This window comes from Methylobacterium sp. 092160098-2 (assembly GCF_028920805.1).
Lineage (GTDB): Bacteria > Pseudomonadota > Alphaproteobacteria > Rhizobiales > Beijerinckiaceae > Methylobacterium > Methylobacterium fujisawaense.
The window spans coordinates 4,840,576-4,863,434 of record NZ_JAQPZJ010000001.1 but is presented as its reverse complement, the minus strand read 5'-3'; the positions used below and the strand labels follow the sequence as shown (position 1 = coordinate 4,863,434).

At 70.3% G+C, this 22,859-nt stretch carries 17 protein-coding genes; 9 read left to right on the top strand and 8 right to left on the bottom strand.

What is annotated here, in order from left to right; translation table 11 throughout:
• Window positions 1-74 precede the first annotated feature (74 nt).
• Window positions 75-638, top strand: a complete 564-nt coding sequence (locus tag PQI07_RS22990; protein WP_210281281.1) for a sugar O-acetyltransferase — start codon at window positions 75-77, stop codon at window positions 636-638.
• Between the two features lie 214 nt (window positions 639-852).
• On the opposite strand, the gene PQI07_RS22985 is transcribed toward PQI07_RS22990, so the two are convergent.
• Window positions 853-2,571, bottom strand: coding sequence for an outer membrane beta-barrel protein (locus PQI07_RS22985; RefSeq protein WP_182592209.1), 1,719 nt, complete (start codon window positions 2,569-2,571; stop codon window positions 853-855).
• 683 nt (window positions 2,572-3,254) lie between these two features.
• On the opposite strand from PQI07_RS22985, the gene PQI07_RS22980 reads away from it, so the two are divergent.
• Entirely contained in the window at window positions 3,255-3,521 is a 267-nt protein-coding gene (locus PQI07_RS22980) for a hypothetical protein (RefSeq protein WP_043356118.1), read from the top strand.
• A gap of 356 nt (window positions 3,522-3,877) precedes the next feature.
• A complete protein-coding gene (locus tag PQI07_RS22975) occupies window positions 3,878-4,201 on the top strand; it encodes a hypothetical protein (RefSeq protein WP_043356119.1) in 324 nt (107 codons plus the stop codon).
• A gap of 33 nt (window positions 4,202-4,234) precedes the next feature.
• Here the strand turns inward: PQI07_RS22975 and PQI07_RS22970 are convergent, their stop codons facing one another.
• Window positions 4,235-6,937, bottom strand: coding sequence for an MGH1-like glycoside hydrolase domain-containing protein (locus tag PQI07_RS22970; protein ID WP_274927497.1), 2,703 nt, complete (start codon window positions 6,935-6,937; stop codon window positions 4,235-4,237).
• Between the two features lie 352 nt (window positions 6,938-7,289).
• Here PQI07_RS22970 and PQI07_RS22965 point away from each other — a divergent pair, with 352 nt between their 5' ends.
• The 6 genes from PQI07_RS22965 (at window position 7,290) to PQI07_RS22940 (ending at window position 14,140) form a co-directional block, all read left to right on the top strand.
• The gene (locus PQI07_RS22965; RefSeq protein WP_075380104.1) at window positions 7,290-8,423 is read left to right on the top strand and encodes a branched-chain amino acid ABC transporter substrate-binding protein; all 1,134 of its coding nucleotides are present in this window, start codon (window positions 7,290-7,292) and stop codon (window positions 8,421-8,423) included.
• 122 nt (window positions 8,424-8,545) lie between these two features.
• Window positions 8,546-9,436, top strand: coding sequence for a LysR family transcriptional regulator (locus PQI07_RS22960; protein ID WP_043379508.1), 891 nt, complete (start codon window positions 8,546-8,548; stop codon window positions 9,434-9,436).
• A gap of 134 nt (window positions 9,437-9,570) precedes the next feature.
• On the top strand, window positions 9,571-10,335 hold the full coding sequence (locus PQI07_RS22955; RefSeq protein WP_043357688.1) for an HpcH/HpaI aldolase family protein: 765 nt from the start codon (window positions 9,571-9,573) through the stop codon (window positions 10,333-10,335).
• Window positions 10,336-10,359: 24 nt separating this feature from the next.
• Window positions 10,360-11,247 (top strand): 2-hydroxy-3-oxopropionate reductase, encoded by an 888-nt coding sequence (locus PQI07_RS22950; RefSeq protein ID WP_053608277.1) that lies wholly within the window; start codon window positions 10,360-10,362, stop codon window positions 11,245-11,247.
• Window positions 11,248-11,291: 44 nt separating this feature from the next.
• Window positions 11,292-12,860, top strand: coding sequence for a galactarate dehydratase (gene garD / locus PQI07_RS22945; protein WP_053608278.1), 1,569 nt, complete (start codon window positions 11,292-11,294; stop codon window positions 12,858-12,860).
• A gap of 71 nt (window positions 12,861-12,931) precedes the next feature.
• Entirely contained in the window at window positions 12,932-14,140 is a 1,209-nt protein-coding gene (locus PQI07_RS22940; protein ID WP_274927496.1) for a PepSY-associated TM helix domain-containing protein, read from the top strand.
• Between the two features lie 183 nt (window positions 14,141-14,323).
• Here PQI07_RS22940 and PQI07_RS22935 read toward each other — a convergent pair whose 3' ends face one another.
• The 6 genes from PQI07_RS22935 to PQI07_RS22910 form a co-directional block, all read right to left on the bottom strand.
• Entirely contained in the window at window positions 14,324-16,501 is a 2,178-nt protein-coding gene (locus PQI07_RS22935; protein ID WP_274927495.1) for a TonB-dependent siderophore receptor, read from the bottom strand.
• Between the two features lie 417 nt (window positions 16,502-16,918).
• Window positions 16,919-17,557: a TetR/AcrR family transcriptional regulator gene (locus PQI07_RS22930; RefSeq protein WP_274927494.1), complete on the bottom strand. Its 639-nt coding sequence runs from the start codon at window positions 17,555-17,557 to the stop codon at window positions 16,919-16,921.
• Window positions 17,554-17,853, bottom strand: a complete 300-nt coding sequence (locus PQI07_RS22925) for a hypothetical protein (RefSeq protein ID WP_043756956.1) — start codon at window positions 17,851-17,853, stop codon at window positions 17,554-17,556. The genes PQI07_RS22930 and PQI07_RS22925 overlap by 4 nt, the downstream gene beginning before the upstream one ends.
• Window positions 17,854-18,237: 384 nt before the next feature.
• On the bottom strand, window positions 18,238-20,070 hold the full coding sequence (locus tag PQI07_RS22920) for an NADPH-dependent assimilatory sulfite reductase hemoprotein subunit (protein WP_274927493.1): 1,833 nt from the start codon (window positions 20,068-20,070) through the stop codon (window positions 18,238-18,240).
• Window positions 20,071-20,332: 262 nt separating this feature from the next.
• On the bottom strand, window positions 20,333-22,102 hold the full coding sequence (locus tag PQI07_RS22915) for a diflavin oxidoreductase (protein ID WP_274927492.1): 1,770 nt from the start codon (window positions 22,100-22,102) through the stop codon (window positions 20,333-20,335).
• 111 nt (window positions 22,103-22,213) lie between these two features.
• Window positions 22,214-22,729 carry an Lrp/AsnC family transcriptional regulator gene (locus PQI07_RS22910; RefSeq protein WP_043351854.1) on the bottom strand — a complete coding sequence of 172 codons (516 nt, stop codon included), beginning with the start codon at window positions 22,727-22,729 and terminating at the stop codon, window positions 22,214-22,216.
• Window positions 22,730-22,859 lie beyond the last annotated feature (130 nt).

The window sequence follows — 22,859 nt, the reverse complement described above, 5'->3', positions numbered from 1 at the left end:
GGTGCCGGTGCTGACGGCCTGCGCGGCATCGCCGTGCCGGAACAGGCCGACGCGGCCGGAGGGGAGCCCTCACCATGGACACCGAGATCATGAAGACCCAGAAGCAGCGGATGCTGGCCGGCGCGCTGTACTGCGCCGACGATCCGGAGCTGGCCGCCGACAACCGGCGCATCTCGGACTGGATGGACCGCTACAACGCCACGCAGACGCGCAGCCAGCCCGAACGGCAGGCGCTCCTGGAGGAGGCCTTCGCCCGCGTCGGCCCGGGCTGCAACATCCGTCCGCCTTTCCACTGCGACTACGGCTACAATATCAGCCTGGGCCGCGGCGTGTTCCTGAATTTCGGCTGCTGCATCCTCGACGTGGTGTCGGTCACCATCGGCGACATGACCCAGATCGGCACGGCCGTGCAGATCCTGACGCCCGATCACCCGCGCGACCCGGCGCAGCGTCGGCAGATGCTGGAATTCGGCCGTCCCGTGGTGATCGGCGCCAACGTCTGGATCGGCAGCGGCGCCATCATCCTCCCCGGGGTGACGATCGGCGACGATGCGATCATCGGGGCGGGCAGCGTGGTGACGCGCGACGTGCCGCCCGGCGCTACCGCCTTGGGCAACCCGGCCCGGCTGCGACCGTGAGGGGGCCGGGCGCGCCGAACCGGACTCCAGGGCGATCGCCGAGCCGCCGTCCCGGCGCCGGGACGGCCGGTTCTCCAGTCTCGGCCCGGCCCGCGACGGGCCTCGTCGCGGGCCGGGCGCCGGCATCATGGCTCCGGTCGATGGTCCGGCGCTTTCCGGTTCTTCGCGTCCCGGTTCGGTCGGTTTCGGCCGGATGGCGTCCGCGGATGCGGGCTCAGTCCTTGCGGATCACGGCCACCGGATCGGCCGCGTCGCCGAACCCAAAATCGGCCAGCTTGTAGGAGAGCTGCACGAACCCGCCGTAGCGCTCGGTCTGGAACTTCATCGGGCTGGGCAGGGAGAACGCGAAGGCCGTCGTGCTGGCCTTGTCGGTCTGCATCCGCCAGTAGCGGCCGCCGACGCCGACGCTGACGGCCGGTGTCAGGTCGTAGGAGGCGATGCCCTCCAGGAAATAACCGCCGCCCCGGCCGGATTCCGCCCCCGGGTTGATGTTCGGCCGGTTCCAGTGCCGGTCGACGCCGCTCAGCGACACGACCGGCAGGTAGGCGCCCTCCAGGCTCAGCCGGACCCGGTCGAACCGCGCCTCGCCGATGATGCCGACGCGCAGGGCGTTCCACTGCATGATCTCGCCGAGGGTCTTGATGCTGGCCGGCTGCGGATGGCTCGCGCAGATGTCGCCGCGCGCCACCTGCCGGCAGCCGTAACCGTTATACAGCTCGGAGAAGTACTGGTAGCCGAGGAACCCCCCGAGCTTGAACCCGTCCCGGCGCAACACGTCGTAGCCGAATTCGATCACGCCGTAGCCGATATCGCCGTCCTTGATCGGCGAATGCGTCTTCGAATAGGGGACTTCGACGGGCGGGAAATCCTCGTCGGCGAGGCGCCCGCCCGTGACGCCGCCCGCGCCGAGGAAACCCTTGGCGAACAGGCCCGTGGGGTTGTGATCGAGCCGGACGAAGGTCTCGCCGGCATGGGCATCGGTCTTCGCGTAGGTCAGGCGCGAATTGAGCTGGCCGGGCGCGTAGGGGTCGCCGAGCCTCTCGCGCGGGCTGCCGGAGCTGAAGAAGTAGCGCAGGCCGGCCTCGAGGCCCCAGGTGGCCGGGCCGGTCGATGACGGCGGCGGCCAGTCGGGCAGGCCGGCGGCTCCGAACCGGTAGTTCAGACCGACCCGGGTCAGGAAGCCGTCCGTCGCGATGCGGGTGCCGGCATGGTAGCCGGTCAGCACGGGATAGCTCGGGGCCGGGAGGACGGCACGGCTGCCGAGGTTATAATACAGACCCTCGACCTTGGCCGAGAGATGCGCGCTGAAGGCGTGCTCGATGCCGCCGCCGGCCACGTAGCCCAGGCGCGTCTCGCCGTGCCGGCCATCGAAGAGGGGAAAGCCTGCCAGCGTCACGTTGTTGTCGGTCCGGACGTTCCCGAAGGCGAGGCCGCCGGTGGCGTAGACGAGGGTCCGGTCGAAGGCGAAGCCGACCTTGCCGCGGATCGTGGTCAGGTCGTCCAGCCGCAGCCCGGAATGTGCGACGCTGCGGCGGAAATAGCCGCCGGCTTCGGTTGGGAAGGTGCCCCTCCAGCGATCGTAACCCCAGAGCCGGGTGAACTGGTGATCGACGGCGCCGCCGACGACGAGCCCGGAACCCAGTTGCCAATCGTAGCCGATCTCACCGCCCCCGATAAACCCGCTGTCGGAGCCCTGCTTCGCCGGGAGGACGGGGCAATAGCGTGCGCCGGGCTGCCCGCCCGGACCCGTGCAGAGGAACTGCGTGGCGCGATCCAGCGCGCCGTACCCGCCGAACAGCCCGGCATAGGCTCCGGTCCAGCTGAAGACAGGCAGGATGGGCGGCTCCGGGCGGGAAGCCCGTGGGAGATCCGCCGCCGGCACGGTCTGCGACAGGAGAACGAGAAGAAGTCCTGATCCCAATGTTCGTTGCATGTATAGCCCCCAGCCACGCATGATCGAAGGCCGAAGCGCCGACTTTATCCACTCCGTCAGATCTGATGTGTATTATAGAGCTGACGCAGGCCGGCCTCGTGCGTCCAAGCATGCTGTGAAGATATGTTTATGTCAGAATAAACCGATTCGTAAGGTAAGAGATCAAAAAAAATTGATATGTTTACTGTAAAATAATCTATGAATGTATAAATAATTGCTGTCATAAAAGCAATATACGAAATAATTCAAGTGTAATATTCGTGCTTTATTCGAATGAGTGTGATCTTGTTTGCCTCTGCATGAGGCCGGGCGGCAGTACTTTCGATTCCGGTGATGCGTCCTTGCATCACCTGCGGCCTGTCCGGGCGCCGGTGCCCTTGTTCCGTGTCGCCGCGCCGATCGCCGCTGACGCCCGGCGGGGATCGCGCCGTCCCGCCACGAAGCCCGTCAGGCGCGTTACGCGCAGTCCGCCATTCCGGAGAGCGCGATAGGTTCGCCCGTTCCCGCATCCGCTGGACGAGGCCGAGCCCCGTCTCGGGCTGGACGCACGCGGCGGATTCGATTCCGGGAACCATCCCGGCGGTCGGTGCCTTCCTGGGCGGGATTTCGGGCGGACCTGTGCCGGCCGCGACCCTTTGGGACATGCCCGCCCCCTCCCCCGGCGGCGAGAGAGGATATTTTCTTTGCGTTCAGCGATCATCACCGCCGCCCTGCTGGCGGCCCTCGGCGGCGTCGTCGCGATCCCGGCCTCCGCCGCGCCGATCGGCCCCGGCACCGGCGTTTCGGCGCCCGCCGATATCGTTTCGACCGTCCAGATGGATCGGATGGAGCGGCGCATGATGCGGCGTGACATGGAGCGCCGGATGATGCGGCACCGGATGGAGCGGCACATGATGCGCCGCGAGATGCGTCACCGCATGATGCGTCGCGAGATGATGCACCGCATGTAACGGCGATCCGCGTCGGGTCCGGCGGAAGGCCGGGCTCGACGCGCAGGCTTCGGGAGCTTGCCGCGGCAGGCTCCCGACAGAGGGGGGCGTGGACCGGCGCCCGACCCCGGACGTCACCCGTGCGGGACGCCGAGCATGTCCGCGGCGGACCGGTCCGCGGAGCCCCTGCCCCCGCCGACGTCGATAGTCCGGGATCCGGAGCCGGCCCGCGATGCCGCGCCCGGCAGGATCCGGATCCTCGCCCGATCCGCAGGCCCGGCGGTCCTCCCGGACAGCGCCGCGCGCCGCTACGTCCGGGACGATCGAACCATCCGTGGCGCTGTGCGTTTCAAGGCACCGAAAGGGAGATTGGTACAATGAAGGCGTTTCTGGCAGCGGCCGCGGTGAGCCTCGGAATCTTGGGCGTCGTCGGCCCGGTCTCGGCACAGCCGCGCCCCGATTACGACGATTACGGCGGTCGCGGTTACCGTGATCGCGGCGACTACGATTACCGCGACCGCGACCGCGGCTACCGCGATCGGGACGATTATCGGGGACGCGCCAATTACGGGTTCGATGAACGGGAATACCTGCGCTGCAATCCGGACGTCCGCCGCGCCGTGGCCAACGGCCAGATGGAATCGGGCGCCGCCCATTACCGGGTGTTCGGGCGTCGCGAGGGCCGCCGTCTGAGCTGCTGACCGGATCGCCGGACCCCGCTCGACCGGGCGCGCCTATCGGGCGCGAGCCCGGTCGTGCAGCAGGTTGATGATCAGCGCCGTCCAGCCGGTCTGATGCGCGGCGCCGAGCCCCCTGCCGGTGTCGCCATCGAAGAATTCGTGAAACAGCAGCGGCTCCTCGGCGCTGGGCGCCGGGGCGATCGGCTCGCGGGGCCCGAGGGCGGGCCGCCGGCCGGTCTCGTCCCTGGCGAACAGGGCGATCAGCCGGTCCTCGAGGGCGTCCGCGATGGCGCTGAGCGTCAGCATCGCGCCCGAGCCCGTCGGATACTCCACCCGGAAGTCGTCGCCGTAATAGGTATGGAAGCGCCGTAGCGCCTCGACGATCAGGAAGTTCATCGGCATCCAGACAGGCCCGCGCCAGTTCGAATTGCCGCCGAACATGTTCGAGGTGGAATCGGCTGGGTCGTACCGGACCGTGAAGGAGGCGCCCAGCTCGTTGAGCACGTAGGGCGCGTCGCGGTGGACCTTCGACAGCGAGCGTATGCCGTAGGGCGAGAGAAACTCGGCCTCGTCGAGCATGCGGCGCAGCAGGGCCTTCATCCGGTGCCCGCGCAGCAGCGACAGCAGCTTGCGGTCCTTCACGCCGCCCTCGGTCCAGCGGGAGACCAGCTGGGCGAGATGGGGCCGGTTCTCCAGAACCCAGTTCAGGCGCCGGGCGAAGTCCGGCAGCCGGTGGAGCACGGAGGGCTCGATCACCTCCACGGCGAAGAGCGGGACCAGCCCGACCATGGAGCGGACCCGCAGCGGCAGCATCCCGCCGCCGGGGATGTCGACCTCGTCGTAGTAGAATTCGTCGGCCTCGTCCCACAGGCCGAAGCCGTCGCCGCCGCCTTCGCCGCCCATGTCGGTCATGGCCTCGGCGATGAGCAGGAAGTGCTCGAAAAACTTGGACGCGGTGCTCTCGTAGACGTCGTTGTGGAGGGCAAGCTCCAGGGCGATGCGCATCATGTTGAGCGCGTACATCGCCATCCAGGCGGTGCCGTCGGCTTGGTGCACCACCCCGAAGCCCGGGGGCGGGCGCGAGCGGTCGAACACGCCGACATTGTCGAGCCCCAGGAAGCCCCCCTGGAACACGTTGCGGCCCTGCGCGTCCTTGCGGTTCACCCACCAGGAGAAGTTGATCAGGAGCTTGTGGAACACGCCTTCCAGGAAGGCGAGGTCGCCGCGCCCGCCCCGCCGGTCCCGGTCGATCTCGAACACCCGGTAGGTGGCCCAGGCATGGACCGGCGGGTTGGCGTCGCCGAACTCCCACTCGTAGGCCGGGAGCTGGCCGTTCGGGTGCATGTACCATTCGCGGGTGAGCAGCAGGAGCTGCTTCTTGGCGAAGTCCGGGTCCAGCAGGGCGAGCGGCAGGCAGTGGAAGGCGAGGTCCCAGGCGGCGAACCAGGGATATTCCCAGGTGTCGGGCATCGACAGCACGTCGGCCGCCGCGAAGTGGCGCCACTGGCCGTTGCGGCCGCCCGCGCGCCCCCGCGGCGGCGGCGGCTGGAGCGGGTCGCCCTCCAGCCAGCGCCGCACGTCGTAGCTGTAGAGCTGCTTCGACCAGATCAGGCCGGCGGCGGCCTGGCGGAAGATGGCGCGGGAATCCGGGCTCGCGATGCCGTCCTGCAATTCCTCATAGAACGCGTCCGCCTCGGCCACCCGGCGGCGGACCAGCGACCCGTCATCGACCACCCGGGGGCGCGTGCCCGCCGACAGCCGCAGGCGGATCCGGGCGGTTTCCCCGGGCGCCAGCCGCAGCGCGTAGTGGAGGCCGAGCTTGGTGCCCGCGTCCCGGCGCACCGAAGCGGGATCGCCGCCGACGATCGCCGCGTGGAGCCCGTCCTTGAACGGCCCGGCGGCGTCCGGCTGCCCGCCGTGCCGCCGCAGGTTGGTGTCGTTCTCGCAGAACAGGAGGTCCGGCATCCCGTCGAAGGCGAGCCGGTACGGCCCGAGCCGGTCATGCGTGCAGATCACGCCCCCGTCGGGGGCGCAGGCGATCCGCGGGCGCGCCTGCCCGGCCTGCCAGGACCACGTGTTGCGGAACCAGAGCTGCGGGACGAGGTGGAGGTCGGCGGCCTCGGGCCCCCGGTTCAGCGCGGTGATCACCGCGTGGATGTCGTCGGCGTCGGCCTTGGCGTATTCCACCGTGACGTCGAAGAACCGGTTCCCGTCGAAGAGGCCCGTCTCCTCGATCTCGTATTCGGGCTGCTCCCGCCCGCGCCGCATGTTCTCGCCGACGATGTCCTCGTACGGGAAGGCCGCCTGCGGATAGCGGTAGAGCATCTTCAGGTAGGCGTGGCTCGGGACCGCGTCGAGGTAGTGGTAGACCTCCTTCACGTCCTCGCCGTGGTTGCCCTCCTGGTTGGTCAGGCCGAACAGCCGCTCCTTGAGGATGCGGTCGCGCCCGTTCCAGAGGGCAAGGGCCAGGCAGAGGCTGCCGCGCTCGTCGCAGATCCCCGCCAGCCCGTCCTCGCCCCAGCGATAGGCGCGCGAGCGGGCGTCCTCGTGCGTCAGGGCGGCCCAGGCGTTGCCGCAGGGGCTGTAATCCTCCCGCACGGTCCCCCATTGCCGCTCGCTGAGATAAGGCCCCCAGAGCGACCACGCCCGGTCGCCCCGGCCCTGCTCGGCGATCCGGCGGCGCTCGGCCCAGCCCACCGACGCGTCCCGGGAGTCGTCACGATCCTCGGCACGATCCTCGTCCACGCGCGGCCCCATCAGCCGCGTCCCGGACGCGGTCTCGGACGGCGGGGGACGGGGGCGCGGCGGGGATGGGAGGCGGCCATCGGTCACGACGGTTTGCTGCGGATGCGCCGGCCCGATGCATCATTGACGCCATCCCGACCCGGCCGCCCGCACGGCCACCGCACGGCTCCGTGAGGGCCCGTCCGCCGGCCCCGCGGCGGGCCCGGCCCGGGACCATCCGGGCCCGCCCCGGAAAACTTGACCCTGCGCAAGGTGAGCGACAGGATCGGTCTGGATGATCTGCGACTCGACGCGCGGCGATGCACGTTGATCTGTCCGAACTCAGCGTTCGTCGGCGATCTGACCGGCCGCATCTGGGGGAACGATGACGCAATTACTGAGGGCCGGCCTGGCCGGGCTGCTGTTCATGACCGCGGCGCAGGGGCAGGAGGGCGGCGCGCCGGTGAAGATCGGCGTCGCCGCGCCCATGACCGGGCCGAACGCGGCCTTCGGCGCCCAGATCCGGAACGGCGTGAGCCAGGCGGTCGAAGACCTCAACAAGGCGGGCACGCTGAAGGGGAGGACGCTGACGGTCACGGTCGGCGACGACGCCTCCGACCCGAAGCAGGGCGTCTCGGTGGCCAACAAGTTCGCCAGCGACGGCGTGAAGATGGTCGTCGGCGACTACAATTCCGGCGTCACGATCCCGGCCTCGGACGTCTACCTCGACGCCGGCATCATCCAGATCACGCCGGCCTCCACGAGCGTGAAGTTCACCGAGCGCGGGATGTGGAACACGTTCCGCACCTGCAGCCGCGACGACCAGCAGGGCGCGGTGGCGGGCAGCTATCTGGCCGCGCACTTCCCGGGCCAGAAGATCGCCTTCGTCCACGACAAGACGCCCTACGGCAAGGGGCTGGCCGACGAGACGCTGAAGGCGTTCAGGGCCAAGGGCGGCAAGGAGGTGCTGTACGAGGGCATCAACCCGGGCGAGAAGGACTACGCGGCCCTCGTCTCCAAGATGAAGTCGGCCAATGTCGACGTCGTCTATTTCGGCGGCGTGCACACCGAGGCCGGGCTGATCATCCGGCAGATGCGCGATCAGGGCCTCGCCGCCCGCATGATGAGCGGCGACGCCATCCCCGACAAGGAATTCGTCCAGATCGCCGGTCCGGGCGCGGCCGGGACCCTGATGACCTTCGCGCCGGATGCCCGCAAGAACCCGAACGCCAAGGGCGTGGTGGCGGCCTTCAACGCCCGGGGCATCGATCCCGAGGCCTATACGCTCTACGCCTACGCGGCCGTGCAGGTCCTGGCCAAGGCGATGGCCGAGACGGGCTCCAGCGACGGGAAGGCGCTCGCCGACTGGCTGCACCAGGGCAAGCCGGTGGACACGGTGGTCGGGCCGATCGCCTACGACAGGAAGGGCGACCTCACCCGGCCCGACTACGTCATCTACGCGTGGACCAAGGGGCCGGACGGCCGGATCGACTATGCCGGGCACGAGGTGACCCCGTAGGCCGGTCGGGGCCGGAGGCCGCCGCCTCAGCTAATTGGATGAGGGCGGCCCTCTCAACGCAGCCGCCGCGACGGCCTTATGCTCCCGCCCGACTGCGCCGCGGTCCGGAAGAGGGAGCCTTCATGTTCGATTTCAGCCAGCTCCGGTGCTTCGCCGCCGTGGCGGAGGAGCTGCATTTCGGGCGCGCGGCCGCCCGGCTGAACATGACGCAGCCGCCGCTGTCGCGGCAGATCCAGGTTCTGGAGCGCGTCCTCGACGTGCAGCTCCTGGAGCGCACCAGCCGCACCGTCCGGCTGACCGCCGCCGGCCGCAGCTTCCTGCCCGAGGCGCAGCGCATCCTGCGGCTGGCCGAGACCGCGACCCACGTCACCCGGCAGGTGGCGGCGGGGCGCGCGGGCGTCCTCAAGTTCGGCTTCACGGCGGCCTCGGCCTACGACTTCCTGCCGCGCCTCGTCACCGCGTTGCGGCGGGCGCTGCCGGACGTGACGCTCGCGTTGCGCGAGATGGTCAGCAAGGATCAGATCGAGGAACTCCTCGCCGGCCGGATCGACGCCGCGCTGGTGCGGCCGCCGGTGACGCATCCGGACCTGATCGCCGTCCGGGCGCTGGCCGAGCCCCTCGTGGTGGCCCTGCCGGCCGGGAACCCCCTGGCCCTGCGCGACGGGCTCACCCCCGCCGATCTCGGGCGCGAGCCGCTCATCGGCTACGCGCCCAACGAGGCGCGCTACTTCCACGACCTCGTCCTCGGCCTGCTCGCCGAGGCCGAGATCCAGCCCCCGATGGTCCAGCAGCTGACGCAGATCCACTCGATCCTGGCCCTCGTCCGGGCGGCGCTCGGCATCGCCCTGGTGCCGGCCGCCGCCGAGCGCCTGCGCTTCGAGGGCGTGGTGTTCCGGCCGCTCGCCCTGCCCGCCCCGCGCCCGGTGGAACTCCTCCTCGCGTGGCGGCGCGATGCGGACGCCCCGCTCATCGCCCGGCTGGTCTCGATCCTGGCCGAGATGCCCCCACCCTGACGGGGCCTCCGATTGATGCATGTTCGGCATCGATCGATCCAGTGTTTGGCTTTGACCTGGCACCGGAAGGCTGCGCGTGATGGGGCGGACGGCGCGCAGACGCCGCGACGCGTGCGCGCCCAGGGAGGATCGTGATGGACAGCCTCACCAACCGCTTCAAGGCGGCCCTCGCCGAGGGGCGCCAGCAGATCGGCCTGTGGTGCAGCCTCGCGAGCCCGATCTCCACCGAGGTGGTCGCCGGGGCCGGGTTCGACTGGCTGCTCCTCGACATGGAGCACTCGGCCAACGACCTCCGGGACATCTACGCCCAGCTCCAGGCCATGATGGAGGGCGACACGCACCCGATGGTGCGGGTGCCGAGCGACGACCCGATCACCATCAAGCGCATCCTCGATGCCGGCGCGCAGTCGCTGATGATCCCCAACATCGACGATGCCGAGCAGGCCGCCCGGGTGGTCGCGGCGACGCGCTACGCGCCCCGCGGCATCCGCGGCTTCTCGCAGGCGCCCCGCGCCGCCCGGTTCGGCCGGATCAAGGACTACCACACCCGCTGCGAGGCCGAGATCTTCGTGGCGGTGCAGGTCGAGTCCCGTCGCGCCCTCGACAATCTGGACGCGATCGCCGCCGTCGAGGGCGTGGACGGCGTGTTCATCGGGCCCGGCGACCTCTCCACCAGCCTCGGCCATGTCGGCCAGCAGGGCCACCCGGAGGTGGTCGCCACCATCGAGGCGGCGGTCGCGCGGATCGTCCGGGCCGGCAAGCATGCCGGCATCCTCACGCCGAGCGAGGAGCTGGCCCGCCGCTACATCGCCGCCGGCACCCGCTTTACCGCGGTGGGCTCCGACATGGGGCTGCTCGCCCGCGGCTCCGAGGCGCTGGCCGCCCGCTTCCGCGCCTGAACACCGCAACCGGGATCGACACGCATGAACATCGGATTCATCGGCCTCGGCATCATGGGCGCGCCCATGGCCGGACACCTGATCGCGGCGGGCCACAGCCTGTTCCTCAAGACCCGGCGCAGCGTGCCCGAAGCGCTGCTTGCCGCGGGCGGCACCGCCTGCGCCACGGCGGCCGCGGTGGCCGAGCGCGCCGACACGATCATCCTGATGCTGCCCGACACCCCGGACGTGGAGCAGGTCCTGTTCGGCACCGACGGCGTCGCCGAAGGCGTGTCCCCCGGCAAGACCGTGATCGACATGAGCTCGATCGCGCCGCTGGCCACCAAGGATTTCGCCGCCCGGATCGCCGAGCGGGGCGGCGCCTATCTCGACGCGCCGGTCTCCGGCGGCGAGGTCGGGGCCAAGAACGCCGCGCTCTCGATCATGGTCGGCGGCGAGCCGGAGACCTTCGCGCGCGCCGAGCCCCTGTTCGCCGCGATGGGCAAGACGGTCACCCATGTCGGCCCGGTCGGCGCAGGCCAGGTCGCCAAGGTGGCCAACCAGATCATCGTCGCCCTGACGATCGAGGCGGTGGCCGAGGGGTTGCTCTTCGCCTCGAAGGCCGGCGCCGACCCTGCCAAGGTGCGGCAGGCGATCACCGGCGGGCTGGCCACCTCGCGCATCCTGGAGCTGCACGGCGCGCGGATGATCGAGCGGACCTTCGATCCCGGCTTCCGCATCGGCCTGCACCAGAAGGACCTCAACCTCGCCCTTGATGGGGCCCGGACGCTGGGCCTCAGCCTGCCCGCCACGGCTTTGGCCCAGCAGCTGTTCTCGGCCTGCGTGGCGCAGGGCGGCGCGGCCTGGGACCATTCGGCGATGGTGAGGGCGCTCGAGTCCCTGGCGAACCACGCCGTCGGCGACGCCGCCTGATCACGCCAGAAGCCCGGACGGGCGCGTCACGGAAGGAGCCTCCGATGCAGGCCGAGATCGAAGCCCCGACCCGCCCGCCCGCCGCCGGCGACGTGCCGCGCACGATCCGCCTGAGCCCCGACGACAACGTCGCCATCGTGGTCAACGCCTTCGGGCTGCCGGCCGGCACGGTCTTCCCGGACGGGCTGGAACTCGTCGAGTTCGTGCCGCAGGGCCACAAGGTCGCCCTCACCGACATCCCGGAGGGCGGGGCGGTCCGCCGCTACGGCGAGGTGGTGGGTCTCGCCACGCAGGCGATCCCGCGGGGCGCCTGGGTCGAGGAATCCCGCGTCGCGACGCCGGTCGCCCCCGCCCTCGACGCCCTGGAGATGGCCACCCGCGTGCCGGCCCCCCTGCCCCCGCTGGAAGGCTACACCTTCGAGGGCTACCGCAACCCGGACGGGTCGGTGGGCACCAAGAACATCCTGGCGATCTCGATCAGCGTGCAATGCGTCGCCGGCACCCTCGATGTGGCGATCCGGCGGATCAAGCAGGAGCTGCTGCCGCGCTACCCCAACGTCGACGACGTGGTCGGCCTGACCCACGCCTATGGCTGCGGCGTCGCCATCAACGCCCCCGAGGCGGTGGTGCCGATCCGGACGCTCCAGAGCCTCGCGCAGAACCCGAATTTCGGCGGCGCGGTCATGGTCGTCGGCCTCGGCTGCGAGAAGCTCGTCTCGGAGCGCCTCCTGCCCGACAACGGCGCCGCCGGCGACGGGGTGGTGCGGCTTCAGGACGAGCGCCATCACGGCTTCTCGGCCATGATCGACAGCATCCTGGCGATGGCCGAGGCGCGCCTCGCGGAGCTGAACCGCCGGACCCGCGAGACCTGCCCGGCCTCGGACCTCGTGGTCGGCCTGCAATGCGGCGGCAGCGACGCCTTCTCGGGGGTGACCGCCAACCCGGCGCTCGGCTTCGCCGCCGACCTGCTGGTGCGCTGCGGCGCCACCGTGATGTTCTCGGAGGTGACCGAGGTGCGCGACGCGATCCACCTTCTGACCCCGCGCGCCAAGACGCCGGAGGTCGCCGAGGCGCTGATCCGCGAGATGGCGTGGTACGACGCCTACCTCGCCAAGGGCGAGGCCGACCGGCGGGCCAACCCGTCGCCGGGCAACAAGAAGGGCGGCCTCAACAACATCGTCGAGAAGGCTTTGGGCTCGGTCGCCAAATCCGGCACGAGCGCGATCTCCGGGGTCCTGGCGCCGGGGGAGCGCGTCCGCGAGAAGGGCCTGATCTTCGCCGCGACCCCGGCGAGCGACTTCGTCTGCGGCACGCTGCAGCTCGCCTCGGGGATGACCGTCCAGGTCTTCTCCACCGGGCGCGGCACGCCCTACGGGCTCAGCCAGGCCCCGGTGATCAAGGTCGCGACCCGGACGGAACTCGCCGAGCGCTGGTCCGATCTGATCGACCTGGATGCCGGCCGCATCGCCACCGGCGCGGCCACGATCGAGGAGGTCGGCTGGGAGCTGTTCCACCTGATCCTCGACGTGGCGAGCGGGCGCAAGCGCCCCTGGTCCGACCGGTGGGGGCTGTTCAATGATCTGACCCTGTTCAACCCGGCGCCGATCACCTGAGGGCGGCCGGGGGGCATGCGCCCTGCGGCGTCGTCAGCGTGGCCGCGTTCTGCTAGGCAGCCGGCATTGCCATGACGCTGCCGATTCCCTCCCTCCGGACCCTGCTCTTCCGCCTGCACTGGGCGCTTGGCCTCACCGCCGGCCTCGTCCTCGCCCTGATGGGCCTGACCGGGGCGCTGATGAGCTACGAGGAGGCGCTGACCGCCTTCGCCAACCGCGACCGGCTGGAGGTCACGCCCGGCGCGCGGACGGCGCTGTCTCCCGCGACCCTCGCGGCGCGGATCGACGCGCAGGCGGGGGGGCGTATCGCCAACGTGCTGACCCTGTCGGACGATCCGCGCGCCAGCGTCCATGTCCGCTTCGCCCGCGATCCCGAGACCCGCGCGCGGCCGCCCGCCGCCTATGCCGATCCCTACGACGGCACCCTGCTGGGCCCGGTGCGGCTGGAGGGGGCCTTCACCACGGTGCGGGACCTGCACCGCTGGCTGCTGCTCCCCGGCGGGTCCAAGGGCTGGGGCCGCACGATCACGGGCGCCTGCACCCTGGCGCTGCTGGCTTTCCTCGGGACGGGTCTCTACCTGCGCTGGCCCAGGATCCATCGCTGGCGGATCTGGCTGAAGCCGGCCCTGTCGCGCCCCGGTCGGCCGCGCTGGTGGTCGCTGCACGCCGTGGTCGGGACGTGGCTGCTGCCCGTCTACCTGGTCATCGCGCTCAGCGGCCTGACATGGTCCTACCCGTCGTTCAAGGACGGCGCCACGCGGCTGCTCGCGGGCGCTCCGGACGCGGCGAAGCCTGCGCGACCGGCCGGGAGCAAGGCTGCCGGACGCCCAGTCGATGCCGGGGCCGATGGCGGCGCGGCCGTCGACCGCGCCTGGGCGGATTTCCGCGCGCGGACCGGTGACGCCGCCGGGACAGCGGTCCTGACCCTGCCGGGGGCCGACACGAAGGCGATCCGGATCCGCTGGCTGCCCAAGGGCGTCGATGCGCCGAGCGCCCGCAACGAGGAGCGCTACGATCCCCTCACGGGCGCCCTGCTGGCCGCCGAGCGCGCCACCGATGCGCCGCTGGGCCGGCGTCTCCTGGACAACATCCTGGAGGTGCATCGCGGCCGCTTCTTCGGCGATCTCGTCGCTCTGCTGTTCTGCCTCGCGGCGCTGGCCATGCCGGGTTTCGCGGCCACCGGCCTGACCCTCTACGTCCTGCGCCGCCGCGCCGGTGCCCGGCGCAGGGCCGCCGAGCCCGAGGCGCCCGCGGTGGCCGTCCGTGCGGTGAGCCCCTGAGACGGTGCCGGCATGGCCTTCGGCCGCCCCCGGCGTTCTGCGTGCGGCGAGGAGGGATCAGGGCAGCGCGCGGCCGATCGGCGGGGCGCTGTCCCGGATTGCCGCGCTCCGCGCGTGCATGACGGCGACGCGAGCCACCGCTGACGCGACGAGGCCGCCGCCTTCGCGAGGCGGCGGCCCGGCTCAGAGCCGGGCGGTGATCGTCGCCAGCACGGAGAGCGGCGCGCCGGGGAGGTTGTTGAACTGGTTGAACGGCTGCTCGATGTAGCGGCGGTCGGTCAGGTTCCGGGCATTGATCGAGAACCGGGCGTGCTCGCTGAGGTCGTAGAACACGGCCGCGTCGAGCCGGGCGTAGCCGCCCACCGAGTAGCTGTTGTTCAGGTCGCCGGCGCGGCGCCCGACATAGGTGATCCCGGCCCCGACGTTCCAGCCGAGCAGGAAGCCTTCCTGGAACTGGTAGGTGGACCAGATGCTGCCGCTGAAGGCCGGCGCCCCGACCAGCCGGTTGCCCACCGCGAAGGTGGTGTCCTTCGTGATCCGCGCGTCGAGGACGCTGATGCCGCCGATGACCTTCCAGCCGGGCAAGACCTGTCCGGCGAGGTCGGCCTCCACGCCTTGGGAGCGCTGCTGCCCGGTGATCACCGAGAAGCCCGTGTTGACCGGGTCGGCGGCCGAGACGTTGTTGCGGATGATGCGGAAGGCTGCCGTCGACAGGGTCAGGTCCGGGTTGAGATCGAGCCGGCTTCCGACCTCGTAGAGCTCGCCGGTCTCGGGACGCGGATTGACGGCGTTGTAGACGTTGTCCGTCTGCGGCTTGAACGAGGTCGCGTAGCTCGCATAGAGCGTCAGCGGCTCCACCGGCCGGTAGATCAGGCCGACCCGCGGCGAGGTGCCGGACAATTGCTGCTCGGGCGGGATGGTGCGCGAGGTCGGGACGCGGCTGAAATAGTACTGGGTGCCCGTATCGTAGCGGACACCGACCAGCATCTGCAGGCCGAGACCGAGATCGATCTGGTCCTGCACGTAGAGGCCGGTCAGCGCGTTCTTCTGCTTCAGATCGGACTGGAACTGGAGGCCGACGATCGGGGATCCCGGGACCGGGTTGAGGAAGCTGACCGACGGGAAGTTCGTGCTCTGCGTCTGGTAAGCGCGCCGGTAGCCGTTCGTGTACTCGACCCCGGTGAGCACCGTGTGCCGGAAGCCGAGGAGGTCGAACTTCGCCACCATCTCGGTCTGGCTGTCGACGGCCGCGTAGGTCGAGTAGACCGCAGTCTCCCGCCGGGTCACCTGGGTGTTGCGGTTGGTAAGACCGATGGCTCGGGTGGCCAATAAATCGAAGCCGCCCCACTGCGCGTTGAGCACCTCGCGCAGGGTGATGTTGGCATTGAGGTCGTGCTCGACCTTGAGCAGGCCGAAATTGGCGCTGCCGTTGTAGCGGGAGAACGGCTCGCCGTAGTAGCGCGCGACATTGTCCAGGGGCACGCGGCCGTTCCGGGCGACGAGGCCCTCGTCGTACTGGTTGTCGACCCGGGTGAACTCGCCGAGGAACGTGACGCGCGTGTCCGGTGTCGGAGTCCACGCGAAGGCCGGGGCCACGAAGGTCCGCGCATTGTCCCGGCCGTAGAAGTTGCGGAAGGTCGGGTCCGACTGGGCGGCGAAGCTGAGCCGCCCGGACAAGCCCTCCACGCCCTCGATCGCGCTCGAGACCGAGCCCTGCACCCGCCGGAAGCCGAAGCTGCCGCCCTGCAGGTTGATGTCGCCGGACGGCGTCAGCGTCGGCTGCCGGGTGACGATGTTGATCAGGCCGCCCGGATCGCCGCGCCCGTACAGGACCGAGGCCGGGCCCTTGAGCACCTCGATCCGCTCCACGTCGGCGAGATCCCGGGTCACCGATGAGAAGTTGCCGGCCTGATTCAGGAGGACGCCATCGATGGCGTAGGTCTGGGTCCTGAAGCCGCGGATGATGAAGGTGTCGCTCCGGCCCTGGATCGTGCCCCCGGGCTGCACGCTGCTGACGTTCTGCAGCGCGTCGCTCAACCGGATGTCCTGCTGGTCGACCAGCACGTCGCGCGGCACCACCTGCACCGATTGCGGCGTGTCGCGCAGGGGCGTGTCGGTCCGGGTGGCGGTGGCCGAGCGCGTGGCCCGGTAGCCGACGACCGGTCCACCGGCCCGCTCCGCCGCTGGCCCGGTGCCGGTCACGCTGAGTTCGGAGAGGGCGACCTCGTCGGTCTCCGCCTGCGCGTGAACAGCCGTCGAAGACAGGACCAGAATGACCGTCGCAAGTCCCGTATGGGCGAAACTCAAGTACTCGCGGAGACGGCGCGTGCCATCGACCTCGTCGATCCGCCCAGAAAGCATAGTTTGCAATCGTTCTCAGGAGTGAAGCGCCAGCGCGATGCAGCACTCCTAGAATGAATCGGCCCGATCATCTCAACAGCGATGCGCATCTGGAGCGCCGGGACACGCATCCGTCGTGGGAATGTGGCTGAAATGGCACGAATCGCGGGGCGATATATTAAAACTCCTCCAGTGTGCCTACTTGTGCGTGTATACAGTTGCGGTGTTGAACCCGAATCGCGTGCGGGTTGAGGGCGCCGGCAGCAGCGAACACGACCGGCCGGCCCGCAAGAGGGGGGATTGCGAGCCGGCCGGCGTACCGCGCGCCGATTTCGGCGCGCGATCGGAAGAGACTGTCCTCGGCCCCGTGGGCAGCGACGGCCTCCCGTGCGCCGTCACGTCGTCCGGCGCGGACGCAGCGATCGCGCCGGGCGCGGATCAGCGGCCCGCAAGCGAACGCGCATCCGCCGGGCACGGCAGGCGGCCGTCGAGCCCGGCATGGAGGAGCTGGTGGATCTGGGTGACCGCCCCGGCGACGTCGTAATCGGGCAGCGCGGCGCGGCTCACGACGATCCCCTTCATCAGAGGCGCGAGGAGGGCGTAAAGCGCCGCCGGATCACAAGCTGGCGCGGTGGCGAGCGCCGACAAGGTCGCCACGAACCAGTCCCGGCTCTCGACTTCGGTCTGCGCCGTCATGGCGGCGATGGCCGGATTGCGCGTCGATTCCGACCAGATTTCCACCCGCAGGGCTGCGGCTTCGCGGGTGATCGACATGAAGTAGCGGGCGATGAGGCCCAGCAACGTCCCGCGCGGGTCACTGCTGCCCTCCATCTCGGCGACCAGGAGCGTGCCGCGCTCGCGCTCACGCTCGACCAGCCCGAGGACCAGGGCCTCCTTGGATTCGAAGTAGCGGTAGAAGTTGCCCGGGCTCATCGCGGCCTCGCGGGCGAGGTCCTGCATGGTGGTGCGATGGAAGCCGTTGCGCGTGAAGCAGGCTTCGGCGGCGTCGAGAATGTGCTCGCGCCGGGCGGAGGGCCCGACGCGGGCCTCCGCAAGTCCGTCCGCTGCGGCGGTCACTGCCCCGGCTGCGCGGCGACGGCCACCGGCGTGATGCGGCTCTGATCCTTGCCCAGGCTGGCGACGGTGCAGGATTGCGGTCCCTGATGCAGGTCCGCGCAGATCCGGGCCTGCCAGCCGTCCGGGCCGGCCCCGGTCCAGCCGATCAGCGCCAGCCAGGCGAGGGCCAGGACGGCGCCGAAGGTCAGGTTGGCGGGGGTGCAGACGGCGCGGAGCTGGGCGAGAGCGCCCGGGCCGCGGGCGCCGAAACGCTCGGCATCGAGATCGGACCAGCGGCCTTCGAGGGTGAGAGCCATCGTGCGCTCCTGTTGGCCTCACCTGTATAATGAACGTTCATTCTCATGTCAATGAACGTTCATTCTCGTCGAGGTCGCGCAGCGGACGAAGGACGGCCTGCCGCCGATGCCTGCGGTTCGTCGGGAGGGAGGGCGCGATCGCCGCCGGGTCTTCGACGCCGGTGCAGGGTATGCCGGAGCGGCGGTTCGGACCGGTGCGCGGGCGGGACGCCGCTCCGGGTCCCCGATCCCTCCCGCCGCGCTCCGGCGGCTCGGGATCGGGACGCGCAGATCCGGTCATGGTGGATCCGGTCATGGCGGAGCCGGGCCGGAACCCGCGATCCGCGGCCGTGTCGCGATCTCGGCGCGTCCGGGAGCCCCGTCCCGGACGCGCGAGGCCTGCCGTCAGCCGAGCACGGCCGGCTTGAGGGCGCCGGTCCGCTCGTGGAAGTCCGGGCCGTTGGTGGTCCGGGCCACGTGGCCGGCGCGGATCAGGTAGTCGCCGAAATGCTCGCCCGGCTGCCGACCCTTCGCGTAGTCGGCAAACAGCGGATCGAGGGTGCTGCGGATCTCGGAGGCCGCGACGTCCTCCTTGTAGAGCTTGCTCAGGCGCGAGCCGTCATGGGCGGCGCCGAGATAGAGGTGGTAGCGCTCGGGGCCGCGGCCCACGAGGCCGATCTCGGAGATGAACGGCCGGGCACAGCCGTTCGGGCAGCCGGTGGAGCGGATCGTGATCTCCTCCTCGGCCAGCCCATGGGACGCTAGGCTCTCCTCCAGCTCCGTCATCAGGTCCGGCAGGTAGCGCTCGCTCTCGGCCAGCGCGAGGCCGCAGGTCGGCAGGGCCACGCAGGCGAGCGAGTTGCGCCGCAGCGCGCCCGCGCCCCGGGTCAGGCCGTACTCGTCGACGAGCGCGTCGATCTCCGCGCGCTTCTCCGCCGGCACGTTGGCGATGATCACGTTCTGGTTGCCGGTGAGGCGGAAATCGCCCTCGTGCACCTCGGCGATGCGCCGCAGGCCCGAGAGGAATTGCGGCCCGCCCTCGATGTCCTTGATCCGGCCCGAGGGCACGTAGAGGGTGAGGTGATAGCGGCCGTCGTCGCCCTCGACCCAGCCGTAGCGGTCGCCATTGTTGGTGAAGGTGAAGGGTTTGGGCGCGCCGAGCTTCTGGCCGATCCGCTTCTCTACCTCGGCCCGGAAGGCGTCGAGCCCGTAGCGCTCGATCGTGTACTTGAGGCGGGCGTTCTTGCGGTTCTTGCGGTTGCCCCAGTCGCGCTGGACCGTCATCACGGCCTCGGCGACCTTGAGGGCGTCCTCCGGCTTCACGAAGCCCATCACGTCGGCGGTGCGCGGGAAGGTGTCGGGCTCGCCGTGGGTCATGCCCATGCCGCCGCCCACCGTCACGTTCCAGCCCGTCACCTGGTTCTTCTTGTCCAGGATCGCGATGAAGCCGAGGTCGTGGGCGAAGATGTCGACCTCGTTGGAGGGCGGCACCGCCACGACCGTCTTGAACTTCCGCGGCAGGTAGGTCCGGCCGTAGACCGGCTCGACCTCGGTCGCGTCCTCGCCGCCGACCACGCGCTCGCCGTCGAGCCAGATCTCCCGCCACGCGCTGGTCTTGGGCAGCAGCGAGTCGGAGATGTCCTTGGCGAGCTGGTAGGCGGCCTTGTGGGCGCCGGTCTGGGCCGGGTTCGTCGCCGCCATGACGTTGCGGTTGACGTCGCCGCAGGCCGCGATCGTGTCGAGGAGCGCGCCGTCGATGGCCGCCATCGTGCGTTTCAGGTTCGACTTGATCACGCCGTGGTACTGGAAGGTCTGGCGCGTGGTCGCCCGCAGCGCCCCGCCCGCGTAGGTCCGGGCGATGTCGTCGAGGATCAGCCACTGCTTCGGGGTGATGACGCCGCCCGCGATGCGCAGGCGGATCATGAAGCTGTAGGCCTTGTCGAGCTTCTTCTTGGTCCGCTCGGGGCGCAGGTCGCGGTCGTCCTGCAGGTACATCCCGTGGAACTTCACGAGCTGCCCGTCATCCTCCGAGATCGCCCCCGTGGCGTGCTTCAGGAGGCCGTCCGCGAGCGTGCCGCGGAGGTAGCCGCTGGCGATCTTGATGTGCTCGTTCGCCGCGAGCTGGGCCGCGCGGGCGGCCTCGGCATCGGTGATCGGCCGGTCGGTCGGCGGGGTCTCGTAGACGCGCTTGGCCGGGGTCGGGGTCTCGGCGGCGTCGCGGGGGCTGTGGTCGTCCATGGGGTGAATCCGTCTGTCTGAACGCGTCTCCCACCCCACGCGTCAGGGGTGGGTGCCGAGCGGAACGCGTGCCGGTTCACGGGAGGGGCGGGAGCCGCGACGGTCCCCCTCTCCCGTGCGGGAGAGGGTCGGGGAGAGGGATGCGCCCTCTCCGGAAAGACCTGGATCCCTCACCCTGTCCCTCTCCCGCACGGGAGAGGGGACCCGCGCCCCGTCCTGCTCCGCTCCAATCTCGATCCTGCGGCCTCGGAAGGCCGGTCCGTTAGTACACGTCCTGCTGGTAGCGGTGACCGCGCTCCAAAGCCGCGACCTGGGTCTCCGCGTCGGCGGCGCTCAGGTTCTTCACGGTCTGGTACGCGCCCACCACCGCGGCCCGCACGTCCTTGGCCATGTTCTTGGCATCGCCGCAGACGTAGAGATGGGCGCCCCCATCCAGCCAGGAGACCAACTCCTGCGCGTGCTGGGTGATCCGGTCCTGCACGTAGACCTTTTCCGGCTGGTCCCGCGAGAAGGCCACGTCGATCTTCGTGAGCGACCCGTCCTCCAGGGCGTCCTGCCACTCGAGCTGGTACAGGAAGTCGTGGGTGAAGTGCCGGTCGCCGAAGAACAGCCACGACCGCCCGGGGGCCTCGATCGCCCGGCGCTCCTGCACGAAGGCGCGGAACGGCGCGACGCCGGTGCCGGGGCCGACCATGATGATGTCGGTGGCCGGGTCCTGCGGCAGGCGGAAGTGGCGGTTCGGCTTCAGCCGCACCCGCAGCTTGGCGCCGTCGCGGATCCGGTCGGCCACGTGGACCGAGGCGACGCCCGAGCGGGCGCGGCCGTGGGTCTCGTAGCGCACCGCCGCGATGGCGAGGTGGACCTCGTCGCCCACCTCCTTGCGCGAGGAGGCGATCGAGTAGGCCCGCGGCGGCAGCGGCCGGGTGATGGTGCCGAGATGCTCGGCCGTGAGCTTGGCCGGATAGGTCTCCAGCAGGTCGATCAGGTGCCGCCCCTCGATCCAGGCCTTGGCCTCGCCGCTGTCGATGAGCGTCTGCGCCTGCGTGTGGCCGGTGGCCTTAACGAAACGCTCGACCGTGGCGGCCGACAGCGTGGTGATGTCCCGCTCGGCCAGCAGCGCCTTGCGCAGGGCCTCGTCACCCGAGAGCCCGGCAGCGTTGAGGATCTCGTCCACGAGCTGCGGGTCGTTCTCGGGGAAGATTTCCAGCGAATCGCCCGGCTCGTAGGCCGGGGCGCCCTCCTCGAAGGCGAGGGCGAGGTGGATCGTCTCCTTGTCGGAGCGCGAGGAATTGAGGTTCACGTGCTCGACGACCTCGACCACCACGGGCTCGCGGCTCGGCTCGGCGTCGTCCTCCTCGCCGGTGCCGGCGCGGGCGAAGTCCACTGCCACTACGTTGTCGGGCTGCTCCGCCGGGGCGAGCGCTTTGAGCGCGCCCTTGATCCAGTCGGCCGCCGGCTTCTCGAAGTCGAGGTCGAGGTCGGCCCGCTCCGCGGCGCGCTTGCCTCCCAGCGCCTCGAAGCGTTCGTCGAGGGCCTTCCCGATGGCGCAGAACTCCGCGTAGGAGGTGTCGCCGAGCGCCAGCACCGCGAACTCGACACCGTCGAGGCGCGGGGCGCCCTCCCCCATCAGCTCGCCATAGGCCCGCACGGCCCGGGCCGGCGGCTCGCCCTCGCCCCAGGTGGCCGCGATGGCGACGAGCTTGCCGGCCTTGGACAGGGTCGCGATGTCGAGGTCGGCGAAATCCACCACCTTCGGCTTGAAGCCCTGCTTCCGCGCGAGCTTCGCGACGGTGCCGGCGAGCGCTTCGGAATTCCCCGATTCGCTCGCGTAGATCACCGTCAGCGGCGCGGCGGCCTTGGGCGGCGCGGCCGGCAAAGCGGCGGGCTGGCCACCGGCGGCGTCGAGGCCCGCAAGGAAGCCGGCCAGCCATGCGCGCTGCGTGGGGCTCGCGGCGCCGAGCACCGCATCGAGGCTGGCGCGCTCGCCGTCCCCGAACGGGGCGGTGCGCGGAAGGAGGTTCTGGCGGGACATTACGAGACCATGTCGGGGCCTGCGCGGCCCGTGTCAATCAAGAAACGTTCTTTTTGCAGAACGGGCGGAGACGAGAACATCACATTCGCTGCACTGCGAAAAAAGAGAATATCATTCTCCCACCACGGAAAGGACCGGGGAGGTCCCGGGCAGATGGCGCCCGTTCTTCGGCGGCGCCGGCAGCGGCAGCGCCGTCGTGGATTTCACCTTTTCCATGGCGAAACGGGAGGTGACGTTCTTGAGCGGCAGTACCGCGATGAGGTGCTTGTAGAAGCTGTCATAGGCCTGCATGTCGGCGACGACGACCCGCAGCATGTAGTCCACGTCGCCCGCCATCCGGTAGAACTCCAGCACCTCCGGCATGGCCGAGACGGTTGCGGCGAAGCGCTGCAGCCAGTCCTGGGAATGGTCGGCGGTCTCGATGGAGACGAACACGGTCAGCCCGAGGCCGAGCTTCACCGGATCGAGCACCGCCACCCGCCGGTCGATGACCCCGTCGGCCTCCAGCTTCTGGATCCGCTTCCAGCACGGGGTCTGCGACAGGCCCACGCGCTCCCCGATCGCCGCGATGGAGAGCGTCGCGTCGGTCTGCAGCAGGGCGAGAATCTTCAGATCGATCGCGTCCAAAGCTGTCTCCGTGGGCTTCCGCCGCGCGCGGGGCGCGGGCGCATATAGGAGGCTACCGGTCTCGGTGAGAAGAATCTTTTACCTCGGGACCAGGTTGCCCGCGCCGATTGCTGTGCGCAACCGCACGCCG